Here is a 13921-nt window from a genome sequence, read left to right on the forward strand (position 1 = left end):
GCTTGAGGTGATTCACATGACTGGTCTGATTCTGGAAAACGTCGAGAAACACTACGGCTCGGCCTGCGCGGTAAGGGACGTCAACCTGCATTTGCCCGAGGGCAAGCTGGTGTGTTTTCTCGGCCCCTCGGGCTGTGGCAAAACTACCTTGCTGCGGATGATCGCCGGCCTGGAAACCCTCAGTGGCGGCGAAATTCGCCTGGACGGCGAGGACATCGGCCACACCCCGGCGCACCTGCGCAACTTCGGCATGGTGTTCCAGTCGCTGGCGCTGTTCCCGCACATGACCGTGGGCGAGAACATCGCCTACCCCCTGAAGCTGCGCGGCGTGAGCAAGGCTGAACAACAGGCGCGGGTGGTGGAGTTGCTGGAACTGATCCAGCTGCAAGCGATGATCGATCGCCCGGTCGCCAAGCTCTCTGGGGGCCAGCGCCAACGGGTGGCGATTGCCCGGGCAATTGCCGCGCACCCGAAAATCCTCCTGCTCGATGAGCCGCTGTCCGCCCTGGACGCCAAGCTGCGGGAGTCGATGCAGGTGGAAATCCGCCAACTGCAACAGCGCCTGAACATCACCACCATCATGGTCACCCATGACCAGCGCGAAGCCATGACCATGGCCGACATCGTGGTGGTCCTGGGCGAGCACCGGATCCAGCAGGTCGGCACGCCGATCGAGATCTACCGGCACCCGGCCAACGCGTTCGTGGCGGACTTCATCGGCTCCGGCAACATCTTCCCGGCAACCGCGCTGGGCAACGGCAGGGTCAGCTTGCCGGGCGGCGACGCGCTGGCGGTGCCGATCTGCAGCAGTATCGTGGTCGGCGAGAAGCTCAAGATGCTGGTGCGCCCCGAAGACCTGCAACTGTCCCATCCCCAGGCAACCGCGGGTAATCGCCTGCTGGGCAAGGTGACGTTCGTGCGAGATATCGGCGCGACCATCGAAACCACGGTGGAGTGCTCCGGAGTCTCGCTGACCGCCTTGAGCACACCGTGCCAGGGCATTGGGCTGAGCATCGGCAACCCGGTGTCGGTGACCATTCCGTCCGAGGCTTGCCGCGTATTGGGTGCCTGACTGGCCGCTCGCTCCTCTAATGTGGGAGCGAGCCTGCTCGCGATGGGGCCATCAGGTCTGATCAGACAGACAATCGCAACCGCGCCAGGTCCCGCAGCGGCGGTGCGCCAAACAGCCGGCTGTATTCGCGGCTGAACTGCGAGGGGCTTTCATAGCCCACGCGATATCCCGCCGCCGAGGCGTCGAGGCCTTCGGCCAACATCAGGCGCCGCGCCTCCTGCAGGCGCAGTTGCTTCTGGTACTGCAACGGACTCATGGCGGTCATTGCCTTGAACCGGTGGTGCAGGGTCGAGACGCTCAGGTTCACCTCGCGGGCCAGGTCATCGATGCGCAATGGTTGCTCGAAGTTGCCGTTGAGCCATTTGATCGCCTGACTGATGCGATGGCTCTGGCTGTTGGCGATGGCGATTTCGTACAGCCGGTGGCCTTGGGGGCTGCGCAGCAGACGGTAGAGAATCTCCCGGCGGATCAGTGGCGCGAGCATGGCGATGTCTTTGGGGGTGTCCAGCAAACGCGCCAGGCGCAGCACCGCGTCGAGCATCGGTTGATCCAGCTGTTCGACATACAGGCCCCGCCCGGTAGGGCGGGCAGGTACGCCAAGGGGGCCGGCATCGGCAATCAACGCGGTGATTTCCGTCGGGTCGATGTCCAGGCGCAAGGCCAGGATCGGCACTTGGGGCGAGACATCCACCACCCGTCCGCTAAGGGGCATCGAGACCGAGACCACCAGGTAGTTGAGCGGGTCGTAGTTGAACAGTTCGTCGGCCAGCCTGACCTCTTTGCGCCCTTGGGCCATGATGCACAGCGCTGGCTGCGCGAGCACCGGGGCAAAGTCGTGGGACTGGCTGTGGCGTGACAACACCAGCGCGTTGATGGCAGTGGTGTAGCTGCCGTCCTCCTGGGTGTTACGCCGGATGATGGCCGCCAGTTCCGCGCGCTGGTGCTCCAGGCTGGCGTCAAGTGGCGTGTGGTTGGAATCCACAGGTGACATGGCGAACATCCTCGGTAAGGCTGATGGGATGGGCATAGCTTAAGTTTGTGCAAGTCTTGGGGCTAGGCCGATCCTGCGCAAAACTTGCCTGATCCTGCGGTGGTGGTAGATACCGCCTGCAGAACCGCAGCAAAGGGCTGCGATCGTTGCTTGAAACACTCTTGTCATCTTCATCGGGTAGATGCGCTGGACACAGCGATGCGCCAGCGGTCGGCGCAGGATTGTGCAACAAGCCGGCAGGAATCGACTAACCAGTCTTGAGCCTGGCGTTTATTCTCTGGTCCTGTCGCAGCTTCTCTCAGGCTGCCGATTGTCTACATCCAGGGAGCGATGAACATGTCCATGCAAATCCCCGTCAGCCATATGGCGTTGGTCCGGGCCCAGGCAGGCCGCTCGATGGAGTTGGGCGCGCGTTTGAGTTGCCTGATCGAGCCTACGCGCCAGGCCAGTGGCAACCTGCATTTTGCCCTGCAGCACTCGTTGTGCGACCCCCAGCTGTGGCTGGTGTCCGGCTCCTGGGTTGACCAGCCGGCCATGACCGCCTATTTCAGCAGCCCGGCCATGGCCGTTTTCGGCGAGTTGGTCCAGGAGTTGGTAGTTCATAGCCTGGACTTCCACACCTTCAGCGATGTCGGCGCCGACCAGGCTCGCGCCGGGCATCCGTCCTGCGATGCGCTGGCCATGCAGCAGTTGGCCGGCTGAAGGTTTAGAATGGCCGACTTTCCATTGGCCAGGATCCGCAACATGGCACGTAAAGAGTTTGCACAGTTCGAAGCCGTTTCTGCCGCCGTGCGCGGTGACGAAGGTTACACCGCCGCCATCGCCGTCAAAGCCCTCGGTGGGGCGGGCGCCCCGCGTTTCAACAAGGTGCTGATCGACCAGACGTTCAACACCGCCCTGGAGGCCGACCTGGCTGCCGAGCAGCAACTGGCTCGATTGGCCGACGTCGGTGAGGACGGTGAACTCATCTGGTAAGTCAATACCTCAAGCCTTGGTCGCCCCCGGGCGGTGCATCTTGAACAGGGCCTCAGGCCCTAGCTGGAAGTAATCCGCCGGACCGCCGCCGCGCAGAATCGGTTCTGCCGCGGCGGTGTCGTACACCCCATCCTTGAGCAGCCACTTGGCGATATGCACGGCGACCACTTCGCCGAGGATCAGCCAGCTCGGCACCAATTGCTGGTCTGCACGCTGCAACTGAATGATCTGGGTCACCTTGCACTCGAAGGACACCGGGCTTTGCGCGACGCGCGGCACCTGGATGATTTTTGAGGCGACGGGGGTGAGCCCCGCCAGTTCAAATTCGTTGACGTCGGCGGGGACCATTGCGCAGCTCTGGTTCATCTGCTCGGCCAGCGGGCGGGTGGCCAGGTTCCAGGCGAACTCGCCGGTCTGTTCGATATTGTTCAGGCTGTCTTTGCGCCCGACGCTGGCGAACCCGATGATCGGCGGGATGTAGTTGAACGCATTGAAAAAACTGTAGGGCGCCAGATTCAGGCGGCCCTGGCCGTCCTGCGAGGAAATCCAGCCGATAGGCCGTGGACCGACGATGGCGTTGAACGGGTCGTGGGGCAGGCCGTGGCCCTGGGCAGGTTCGTAGAAGTGGATATCGTCGGGCATGGGGGGATTCCGTCAAGGTGAGGGGCAATAGTGCAGGGCGATTGCCGGTATTGCCAGTGTGCCGGGGCGAGCAAAAAGCACAAAGCCCGACGTGAGCCGGGCGTTGTGGGGGGGGGGCATTCACGGCTTAGCTGATGGAGGCAGAACCGGTACGATCGTAGCCATCTTCAACCAGGCCTTTTTCTTCCAGACGTTCGCGGCCACCTTCGGCAACGCTCTGGCCTTGGGGGGTGCGCTCGTAGCCATCTGCAGCCAAGGTAGCAGCGCCGGTACGGTCGTATCCATCGGCGGCGACTGCCGAGCCGGTACGGTCAAAGCCATCGGCGGCGAAGGTGTTGGCAGCCAGTACGGAGAGGGTCAAGGCGAGGATCAGTTGGATTTTCATGGTCTGTGCTCCAGGTTCGTTGACGTTTTGGGCGTGCGGTATGGAGTTCATACTACTCGTACAAAACTGATGTAAAAGCTCAAAAAATAGCCTTTAATAATCGATTAATTCGATATGTGTGCCGTCACTGATAGATTGCAGTGCGGCTTCCCCCAGGGGGGGGCCGAATGCCATGGACGGACTAGACGTCGTTCAGGATTCAGATGACAACAGAGTGTCGTAGGGGAATTAACGGATCATTAATCGGGAGGAGGGGGGAGGAGGATATGTCTGTAGGAAATGCCGCGGCCTGCGGCATTTCCCACGGGGGGTGTCAGTCAGTTTCGATCCGCGAGTGTTTGCGGGTGTCTTTCATGGTCACGTATACCAACAGGGACACAGCAATACACGCGGTGACGTACCAGTAGTAACCGGTTTCCATGCCGATGCTCTTGAACCACAGGGCGATGTATTCAGCGGTGCCGCCGAAGATCGAGACGGTCAGGGCATACGGCAGGCCTACGCCCAGGGCGCGGATTTCGGTCGGGAAAAGTTCAGCCTTGACCACCGCGTTGATGGAGGTGTAGCCGCTGACGATGATCAGCGCCGCCATGATCAGGAAGAACGCGCCCCACCAGGTCTGGATGGTGTGCAGGGTCGTCAGGATCGGCACAGTGAACAGGGTGCCCAATACGCCGAAGGCGATCAGGATCGGGCGCCGGCCGATTTTATCCGACAGGCCGCCGACGAGCGGTTGCAAGCACATGAACAGGAACAGGGTCGCCGCCGAAATGGTGGTGGAGTCGCTGATGCTCATGCCAACCGTGTTCACCAGGTACTTCTGCATGTAGGTGGTGTAGGTGTAGAACGCCAGGGTGCCGCCCATGGTCAGGCCGACTACAGTCAGCAGTTCCTTGGGGTGGCGCATCAAGGTGCGCATCGCGCTTTCCTTGGACTTCTTTTTCTTGGTGAACGACTCGGTTTCTTCCATGCCACGACGCAGGTACAGCGCGACCACGGCACACAGCGCACCGATGGCGAACGGGATACGCCAGCCCCAGGCGTACAGCTCTTCGGTGGTCAGCACTTGTTGCAGCACGATCAACACCGCCAGGGCGATGAGCTGGCCGGAAATCAGCGTCACATACTGGAAGCTGGAGTAGAAGCCGCGACGTTCCTTGGTGGCCATCTCGCTAAGGTAGGTGGCGGAAGTGCCGTATTCGCCACCCACCGACAGGCCTTGCAGCAAGCGCGCGAACACCAGCAGGATCGGCGCACCGATGCCGATGACTTCGTAACTTGGACTCAGGGCGATCAGCAGTGAGCCGAAGCACATCAGGTATACCGAAGCCATCAGGGCTTTTTTGCGTCCAACTTTGTCGGCATACAGCCCCATCAGCCAGCCACCGATCGGACGCATCAGGAAGCCTACGGCGAAGATTGCGGCGGTATTGAGCAGTTGGGCGGTGGTGTCGCCATGGGGGAAGAAGGTTTTGGCGAAGTACAGCGAGAATGCGGCGTAGACGTACCAGTCATACCACTCGACCATGTTGCCGACAGAACCGCTGAAAATTGATTTGATGCGACTGGCCGAGGTTCTTTCTTTGGCAGGCGAAGCCGCCGACCCGAGAGGCAGGGGTTGTGAGTTATCCATGACGGATCCTTCAATTAATTGTTTTTGTGGAGCGCGCAAAAACGCAGCCTGCAGGGGCTATAGCAGGAGCCGTGCCAGGTTGTGCAGGGCCGTTCTAGAGGGGTTTTGTCGGGTAAGTGAGCGGAAATCCGCTCATGCGCCAGATTCGCTGAGCGGAAATCCGCCGAGAATTCAGCCCAGGAACATTTCGCGGGTCAGGCCGTGGCGCTGGAGTTTTTCATTGAAGGTGCGGCGTGGCAGTTGCAACTCTTCGAGCACTGCCTTGATATCGCCCTTGTGCCGAGTCAGGGCGGCGCGCAGGCACTGCGCTTCAAACGCTTCCTGTTGGGCTGCCAGCGACTGGCCGGGTTCGATGGCGTCCGGTTCGGGATCATCGAGGCCCAGCACCTGGCGCTCGGCAACGTTGGCCAGTTCGCGCACGTTACCCGGCCAGTCATGGCTGAGCAGGCGACTCAACTGCGGACCGCTCAGGGGCGCGACGCTGCGGCCCAGGCGTTGCGCCGCCGCACGGCTGAAGTGGGCGTAGAGCAAGGGAATGTCTTCGCGCCGCTCACGCAGCGCCGGCAAACGCAACTGGGCCACGTTGAGCCGATAGGCCAGGTCTTCGCGAAAACGCCCGGCCCGGGCTTCATCCAGCAGGTCGGGTTTGGTCGCGGCGATGATCCGCAAGTCGACATCGATGCTCTGGTTGGCCCCCAGGCGCTCGAGCTTCTGTTCCTGCAGCACGCGCAATAACTTGACCTGCTGGGCCAGCGGCATGCTTTCGATTTCATCGAGAAACAGGGTGCCGCCGTCGGCATATTCCAGCTTGCCGATACGCTTGCCCTGGGCGCCGGTGAAAGCGCCGTGTTCGTGCCCGAACAGTTCGGCCTCGAACAGTTGCTCGGGGATCGCCGCGCAGTTCAGGGCGACGAAGGGCTTGGCGGCGCGCGGGCCGAAATCATGCAGGCAGCGAGCAACCAGCTCCTTGCCGCTGCCGGTTTCGCCGCGAATCACTACGTTGACCGGCAGGCCCGCGAGGTCCAGGACTTGCCGGCGCAGGGTCTGCAGGCCCGGGGACACGCCCAGCAGGCTGGCCTCCAGTTTGCTGCGGTGGTCGGCCTGTTCGTGCAGGGCACGGTTTTCCAGGACCAGCCGGCGCTTGTCGAGTGCCCGACGCAGGCTGTTGAGCAAGGTCTCGGGGCTGAAGGGTTTTTCCAGGAAGTCGTAGGCGCCATCGCGCATGGCATCGACCGCCATCGGTACATCGCCGTGGCCGGTCAACAGGATCACCGGCAGTTCGGCATCCCGTTGTTGCAGGGAGGCCAGCAGTTCCAGGCCGCTGATCCCCGGCATGCGCACATCGCTGAGAATCACCCCGGGGAAATTCACCGGCAACTGCGCCAGGCAGTCCTCGGCACGGCTGAACAGCTGGACCTGGAATCCCGAGAGACTCAGCCATTGCTCGACGGCGTCGCGAATGCTGCGTTCGTCATCGACCACTATTACCGAGTTCAACATCAGATCTGTGCCTCCAGGTCGACGGGCAGGGTCACGGTGAAGCGCGCACCGTCGCCGTGGTTCTCGGCCGTCAGGCGACCGCCGAGCTCATGAATGATCGCAAAGGATACGGCCAGCCCGAGCCCCAGGCCATCGCCCACAGGCTTGGTGGTGAAAAACGGGTCGAAGACATTGGGCAGGTCCTGCGCAAGAATCCCGCCACCGCTGTCGGTGACGCTCAGGCGCCACAGCTGTTGGTCGGCTTCAAGACTGATGCGCAGCCGCTTGAGTGACTTGTCGCGCATGGCATCCAGGGCATTGCGCAGCAGGTTGATCAGTACCTGTTCCAGGCGAATGGCGTCCCCACGAACCCGCGCCGGGCGGACCAGGTCCACAGTGAAGTTGATCTGTTCATCGCGCAGGCGGACTTCCAGCAGGTGCAGGGCCTGGTCGACCACCGCCGCCAGGTCCAGTGGCTCGCGCAAGCCGCTGGGGCTCTTGCGGGCGAAGGTCTTCAGGTGGCCAGTGAGGGCCGCCATTCGGGTGAGCATGTCATCCAGCGGTTTGAGTGCCTTGTAGGCATCATCGACGCGGCCGTGGTCCAGCAGCAGTCTCAGCGTGGCAAGCTGCATGCGCTGGGTGGTGAGCGGCTGGTTGATCTCGTGGGCCAGGGCCGCCGACATCTGCCCCAGGGCGGCGAGTTTGGCTGACTGCACCAGGCCGTCCTGAGCCGTGCGCAACTCTCGGGTGCGTTCCTCCACCAGGCGTTCCAGTTCCTCGCGACTGCGCTGGCGCAGCTTGGCGATACGCCAGCGCTGGCTGAGGAACAGCAGCACAAACACCAGCGTCAGCCACACGCCGGCTGCGGCCAGTGCGGCGTTGCGCAAATCCTCGAAGGCCACCTGCGGGCGCCGCAACAGGTGCAGCGTCCAGCCTTCGGCACTCAGGGGCAGTGACTCCCAGAGGTACTCGGCCGCCCCGTCGGGACCCTCGACCCGCGCCAGGTAACTGTTGTCGTCGAAGCGTCGAAGCCATTCGTGGGACAGGGGGACCAGCGTTTGTTTGTCGTACTGACGAGTAGCCTCGAGCTCGGCGAGGTCGGTCGGCGACAGGGTTTCAAGGAGGCGATAACGCCAGCCCGGCTGGTTGGCGATGAACACAATGCCGCGGGCGTCGCTGACCAGCAGGGTGTCAGTGCCCTGGCGCCATTCGCGCTCCAGTTCCGGAAACTCCAGCTTGACCACCATGGCGCCAAGAAACTCTTGGTTGTCGCCCAACACGGCACTGGACAGGAAGTAGCCGGGAATGCCGCTGGTCACGCCTACCGCATAAAAGCGTCCGGTGCCCTGGCTGCGGGTCTGGCTGAAGTAGGGGCGGAAGCCGTAGTTGTGGCCGACATAACTGCTGGGCAGGCGCCAGTTGCTGGCCGCGACGGCCAGTCCGTTGCGGTCCAGCAGTTCGAGGGTGGACGACTGGGCCGCGCCGTTGATTTTCTCCAGCTTGTGGTTCAGCGAGTCCTGCTGTTGCGGGCTTACCGGGCCTGCCAGCGCCGAGCGCAATTGCGGGTCCAGCGCCAGCACGGCGGGCAGGGCGCGGTAACGTTCAATCAGCGTATGCAGGGACGTGGCGTACAAGGCTAATTGCTGGTTGGCGCGTTGAGCGTCGTCCTCCAGGGCCTGGCGCTCGGCGTGGCGCACGGCGGCGGCGCTGACCAGGACTGTGCCGGCCACGATCAGCAGTACATAGAGCATCAGGCGCAGGGAACGATAAATAGGTGGCATGCGATGGGCACAGACTACGGGGTCGGGGGGCGCACGATAGCATGCAGCGCGGCGACGGCGCAGAGTCCGCGCAGTGCGCAGGGACCATAAAAAAGCCGCGCTGTTCTGACAAACAGCGCGGCTTTTCCTGACTGGGGTGTGGGTGCTTACTGCACTTCTACCGCCAGGCTGTCACTGATCTTCTTCTGCCAGATGGCAGGACCGGTGATGTGTACCGACTCGCCGTTGCTGTCGACAGCAACAGTCACTGGCATGTCCTTGACGTCGAACTCGTAGATCGCTTCCATGCCCAGTTCGGCGAAAGCGACTACGCGGGATTTCTTGATGGCTTGCGCCACCAGGTAAGCCGCACCGCCGACTGCCATCAGGTAGACGGCCTTGTGGTCCTTGATCGCTTCGATGGCGGTCGGACCGCGCTCGGATTTACCGATCATGCCCAACAGGCCGGTCTGCTCGAGGATCTGGCGGGTGAACTTGTCCATCCGCGTCGCAGTGGTCGGGCCTGCCGGGCCAACCACTTCTTCGCGCACCGGATCAACCGGGCCGACGTAGTAGATGAAGCGACCCTTGAGGTCCACCGGCAGGGTTTCTCCCTTGTTCAGCATCTCGACCATGCGCTTGTGCGCGGCGTCGCGACCGGTGAGCATCTTGCCGTTGAGCAGCACGGTTTCGCCCGGCTTCCAGCTTTGCACGTCTTCCGGGGTCAGGGTGTCGAGGTCGACGCGACGGGCCGACGGACCGGCTTCCCAGACGATTTCCGGGTAGGCGTCCAGCGATGGCGCCTCCAGCGAAGCCGGGCCGGAACCGTCGAGCACGAAGTGCGCGTGACGGGTGGCGGCGCAGTTCGGGATCATGCACACCGGCAGGGACGCGGCGTGGGTCGGGTAATCCATGATCTTCACGTCGAGCACGGTGGTCAGGCCACCAAGGCCCTGGGCGCCGATGCCCAGTTGGTTGACCTTCTCGAACAGCTCCAGGCGCATTTCTTCGATACGGTTCTGCGGGCCGCGAGCCTTGAGCTCGTGGATGTCGATGGATTCCATCAACACTTCCTTGGCCATTACCGCGGCTTTCTCAGCGGTGCCGCCGATGCCGATGCCGAGCATGCCCGGTGGGCACCAGCCGGCGCCCATGGTTGGAACGGTCTTGAGCACCCAGTCGACGATCGAGTCGGACGGGTTGAGCATGGCCATTTTCGACTTGTTCTCGGAACCGCCGCCCTTGGCTGCCACGTCGACTTCCACGGTGTTACCCGGGACGATCGAGTAGTGGATCACGGCCGGGGTGTTGTCCTTGGTGTTTTTGCGAGCACCTGCCGGGTCGGCGAGGATGGACGCACGCAGGACGTTTTCCGGCAGGTTGTAGGCGCGACGCACGCCCTCGTTGATCATGTCGTCCAGGCCCATGGTCGCGCCATCCCAGCGCACGTCCATGCCCACGCGGACAAACACGGTGACGATACCGGTGTCCTGGCAGATCGGGCGGTGGCCGGTGGCGCACATGCGCGAGTTGATCAGGATCTGTGCGATCGAATCGCGGGCCGCTGGCGATTCTTCGCGCAGGTAGGCCTCGTGCATCGCCTGGATGAAGTCCACGGGGTGGTAATAAGAAATGAACTGCAGGGCGTCAGCAACGCTCTGAATCAGGTCGTCTTGCTTGATCACGGTCATGAGTCGCGCTCCTCTAAAAGACGGGAACATTTTAATAGGGCAGCTTTGAGCATCGAGCGTCGAGCGGCAAGTTAAGGGCAGTACGTGGACTGCTTGAGCTTGCGGCTTGAAGCTCGCAACTTGAAGCTGGCCCTTTGGGCCGGGCACGCCGGGGTTGCTGGCGCGACGCTAAAAAGGCGCGGCAGTATAGCGCGCCTCGCCGCCGGGCACACCCGCCGGCAGTCAAACCAAGGTCGCATAACAATGATGACGCGACCCGAGGCAGCCCGACAAAAATTGGATGGTCATTTTCGAGCAGCAACACTAAAGTGATCCAAGGCCTTTAGGGTAGGACACTCTTATCAGCCCCCCTTTGCACGGTGAGTCAACGATTGACCCATAACGCGATCCAGAATCTATTGCTCAAGCGCTTTATTCTGGCGACGGGCACCTATGTGCTGGCGTTATTGCTGCTATGGCTGGCGATCCTCAGTGGGCACTTCCAGGGCTCGGTGCGCAGTGCGCTGGTTGCCACCGCGTTGGTGATGCTCAGTCAGTCGTTGCTGTTCGCGATCTTCTTCAGCGGGCGCAACCTGCGGTTTCCCGATCCCAGCCTGACCGAAGTCCAGGTGCTGCTGGGCATTGGTTGGCAAACCTGGCTGATCGCCCATCTGGACGCTGCTCGTGGCGCCTTCCTGATCTTTTACGTACTGATTCTGATGTTCGGCCTGTTTCACCTGCCGCGCCGGGCGTTTGTGCGCTGTGCGGCCCTGGTGTTCTTCAGCTTTGCCTGCCTCAACCTGTGGGAAGGCTACCATTTCGAACTGGCCGACCCGACTCTGGCGGCCTTGCAGGTCTGTGTGCTGTTTATTGTGTTGGTCTGGCTGGCGTTGTATGCCAGCTATGTGCAAGCTTCGCGCCTGCGTATGCGCCAGCGCCGGTTTGCCCTGCAGGCGCATCAGGACACGCTGCGCGGGATGATGCGTCAGCTCGAGGATCTGGTGGCCACCGATGAGTTGACCGGTTTGTTCAATCGTCGGCATTTCCTGCGCTTGGCCACCCGTGAATTGCAAAACATGGAAGCCTCGGTGGAGCATGGCCTGGCGCTGATCGACCTGGACCACTTCAAACGTATCAACGACCTGCATGGCCATGCCGCCGGCGACCAGGTCCTGCAGGCATTTGCCGGCGTCGCCACGGCCTGTTTGCGCGAGGGCGATGTACTGGCCCGGTATGGCGGTGAGGAGTTTGTGTTGTTGTTACCTGATTGCAATCCCGAGCGCTTGACCTCCTGTTGTGAGCGGTTGCGCCTGGCGTTCACCGAAGTGCAGTTGATTGGCCTGTCTGTGCCGGATCTTAGCCTGTCTGCGGGGATGACCCTGCTGGCCGTCGGCGATGACCTCGACGACGCCTTGCAACGTGCCGACCAGGCGCTTTACCGGGCCAAGCGCGATGGCCGTAATCGCTGTGCGGCGGCCTGGGAAAACATCGATGCCTGAAGTGACTGTCGGTGAGCGTCAATGGACGGTAGCGGCGGGCAGCAACCTGCTTGATGCCTTGAATCAGCAGGGTTTGCAGGTGCCTTACAGTTGCCGGGCAGGCAGTTGCCACGCGTGCCTGGTGCAGTGCCTGCGCGGTGAGGTCGGCGACCGTCGCCCGGACGCTCTGAGTGCCGGGCAGCGCCAGCAGGGCTGGCGCCTGGCCTGTCAGTGCGAGGTGCTGGATGACCTGCAGGTGGCGGTGTTCGATCCGCTGCGTGACGGCGCCCCCGCCGTGGTCGAGGCGCTGGACTGGTTGAGTCCCTGTGTGTTGCGCCTGCGTTTGTTGGCCGAGCGCCCGCTGCGCTATCAGGCCGGTCAACACTTGGTGCTGTGGGCCGGCCACGTGGCGCGTCCGTACTCCCTGGCCAGCCTGCCGCAGGAAGACCGATTCCTCGAGTTTCACCTCGACTGCCGACTGCCCGGTGCCTTCAGCGATGCCGCCCGGGCGCTGAAGATCGGTGATTCGATCCGCCTCGGTGAACTGCGCGGCGGGGCCTTGCACTACGACCCTGACTGGCAAACCCGTCCGCTGTGGCTGCTGGCCGCAGGTACGGGGCTGGCGCCGCTGTTCGGGGTGTTACGTGAAGCGCTGCGCCAGGATCATCAAGGGCCTATCCGGGTGATTCACCTGGCCCATGATGGGGCAGAGCATTACCTGGCCAAACCCCTGGCGGCACTGGCAGCCAACCGCGCCAACCTGAGTGTCGAGCTGTGGACAGCGGCCGAGCTGTCAGCGGCTTTGGCGCAATTGCGCCTTGTTTCCCGGCAAACCCTGGCCTTACTCTGCGGGAGCCCTGAGAGTGTCGACGCCTTTGCCCGGCGCTTGTACCTGGCAGGGCTGCCACGTAATCAACTGCTGGCCGATGTGTTCCTGCCGCGTGGTTGAGCTGACTTTCTTTGCATGAGATTGACCATGACCGATGCCATTTTGCTGGAACGCGAAGGCGGGCTGCTGACGTTGCGCCTGAATCGCCCGGACAAGAAAAACGCCCTGACCCGCGCCATGTACAGCCAACTGGGCGCAGCCCTGCAACAGGCGGATACCGACCCTGAGATCAATGCGGTGCTGATCACTGGCAGCCTGCAGTGCTTTACCGCCGGCAATGATATCGCCGACTTTCTCCAGGAGCCGCCGAGTGATCTCGACAGCCCGGTGTTCCAGTTCATGCGCAGTCTGCTGGAGTGCCGCAAGCCGGTGGTCGCCGCCGTTGCCGGAGCCGCGGTAGGCATCGGCACCACGCTGCTGCTGCATTGCGATCTGGTGTACGTCAGCGCCGATGCCAAGTTGCGCATGCCATTCGTCAACCTGGGTCTGTGTCCGGAGTTCGGCTCCAGCCTGATCCTGCCGCGACTGCTCGGCCAGGCCAAAGCGGCCGAATTGTTGCTGCTGGGCGAAGCGTTTACCGGCGAGCAGGCCGCCGCCTGGGGCATTGCCAGCCAGGCATTGCCGAGCGCGGAAGCGACCTTCGCCAAGGCGCGGGAGATGGCGCTGCGCTTCGATCAACTACCGCCGCAAGCTGTGCGCATCAGCAAGCAACTGATGACGGCCCCGGACCGCGAACTGCTGCGCAGGGTGGTCGAGGAGGAGGGCAAGCTGTTCGTCCAACGACTGCGCTCGCCGGAAGCGTTGGCGGCATTGTCGGGGTTTCTCAAGCGGTCGTGAATGTTGGGTGGTCGCGCGGGCCCCATCGTGGGCAAGCCCACTCCCACAGGGTTCTGTGTTGACCTGGAATCACTGGATCGCAAAGCAAAAAGCCCCGCCATTCACATGGC

General features: G+C 62.6%; 13 protein-coding genes. 6 read left to right on the forward strand and 7 right to left on the reverse strand.

Features of this window, described 5'->3' with window-relative positions:
• Positions 1-16 precede the first annotated feature (16 nt).
• Entirely contained in the window at positions 17-1072 is a 1056-nt protein-coding gene (locus tag ACIOVD_RS04460) for an ABC transporter ATP-binding protein (protein WP_095165829.1), read from the forward strand.
• Positions 1073-1133: 61 nt separating this feature from the next.
• Here the strand turns inward: ACIOVD_RS04460 and ACIOVD_RS04465 are convergent, their stop codons facing one another.
• Entirely contained in the window at positions 1134-2063 is a 930-nt protein-coding gene (locus ACIOVD_RS04465) for an AraC family transcriptional regulator (protein ID WP_095165827.1), read from the reverse strand.
• Positions 2064-2399: 336 nt separating this feature from the next.
• On the opposite strand from ACIOVD_RS04465, the gene ACIOVD_RS04470 reads away from it, so the two are divergent.
• Entirely contained in the window at positions 2400-2765 is a 366-nt protein-coding gene (locus tag ACIOVD_RS04470) for a putative quinol monooxygenase (protein WP_159997667.1), read from the forward strand.
• A gap of 9 nt (positions 2766-2774) precedes the next feature.
• A complete protein-coding gene (locus ACIOVD_RS04475; RefSeq protein ID WP_174244595.1) occupies positions 2775-3038 on the forward strand; it encodes a hypothetical protein in 264 nt (87 codons plus the stop codon).
• A gap of 9 nt (positions 3039-3047) precedes the next feature.
• Here the strand turns inward: ACIOVD_RS04475 and ACIOVD_RS04480 are convergent, their stop codons facing one another.
• From ACIOVD_RS04480 to ACIOVD_RS04505, 6 genes are all read right to left on the reverse strand, one after another.
• Positions 3048-3680 (reverse strand): flavin reductase family protein, encoded by a 633-nt coding sequence (locus ACIOVD_RS04480; RefSeq protein ID WP_095165822.1) that lies wholly within the window; start codon positions 3678-3680, stop codon positions 3048-3050.
• Positions 3681-3807: 127 nt separating this feature from the next.
• Complete coding sequence (locus ACIOVD_RS04485) at positions 3808-4065, reverse strand: hypothetical protein (protein ID WP_095165820.1); 258 nt, start codon at positions 4063-4065, stop codon at positions 3808-3810.
• A gap of 313 nt (positions 4066-4378) precedes the next feature.
• On the reverse strand, positions 4379-5698 hold the full coding sequence (locus ACIOVD_RS04490; RefSeq protein WP_095165819.1) for an MFS transporter: 1320 nt from the start codon (positions 5696-5698) through the stop codon (positions 4379-4381).
• Between the two features lie 171 nt (positions 5699-5869).
• Complete coding sequence (locus ACIOVD_RS04495; protein ID WP_159997663.1) at positions 5870-7198, reverse strand: sigma-54 dependent transcriptional regulator; 1329 nt, start codon at positions 7196-7198, stop codon at positions 5870-5872.
• Positions 7198-8958: an ATP-binding protein gene (locus ACIOVD_RS04500; protein ID WP_401126348.1), complete on the reverse strand. Its 1761-nt coding sequence runs from the start codon at positions 8956-8958 to the stop codon at positions 7198-7200. The genes ACIOVD_RS04495 and ACIOVD_RS04500 overlap by 1 nt, the downstream gene beginning before the upstream one ends.
• Positions 8959-9104: 146 nt before the next feature.
• Complete coding sequence (locus ACIOVD_RS04505; RefSeq protein WP_401126349.1) at positions 9105-10628, reverse strand: fumarate hydratase; 1524 nt, start codon at positions 10626-10628, stop codon at positions 9105-9107.
• 371 nt (positions 10629-10999) lie between these two features.
• On the opposite strand from ACIOVD_RS04505, the gene ACIOVD_RS04510 reads away from it, so the two are divergent.
• The 3 genes from ACIOVD_RS04510 to ACIOVD_RS04520 are packed head-to-tail and all read left to right on the forward strand — an operon-like array spanning position 11000 to position 13811.
• Positions 11000-12106 (forward strand): diguanylate cyclase, encoded by a 1107-nt coding sequence (locus ACIOVD_RS04510; RefSeq protein ID WP_095165812.1) that lies wholly within the window; start codon positions 11000-11002, stop codon positions 12104-12106.
• Positions 12099-13034 (forward strand): iron-sulfur-binding ferredoxin reductase, encoded by a 936-nt coding sequence (locus ACIOVD_RS04515; protein ID WP_095165811.1) that lies wholly within the window; start codon positions 12099-12101, stop codon positions 13032-13034. The genes ACIOVD_RS04510 and ACIOVD_RS04515 overlap by 8 nt, the downstream gene beginning before the upstream one ends.
• 27 nt (positions 13035-13061) lie before the next feature.
• Positions 13062-13811 carry an enoyl-CoA hydratase-related protein gene (locus tag ACIOVD_RS04520; protein ID WP_095165809.1) on the forward strand — a complete coding sequence of 250 codons (750 nt, stop codon included), beginning with the start codon at positions 13062-13064 and terminating at the stop codon, positions 13809-13811.
• Positions 13812-13921 lie beyond the last annotated feature (110 nt).

It is taken from the genome of Pseudomonas sp. NPDC087626, from assembly GCF_044743405.1.
Classification (GTDB): Bacteria; Pseudomonadota; Gammaproteobacteria; order Pseudomonadales; family Pseudomonadaceae; genus Aquipseudomonas.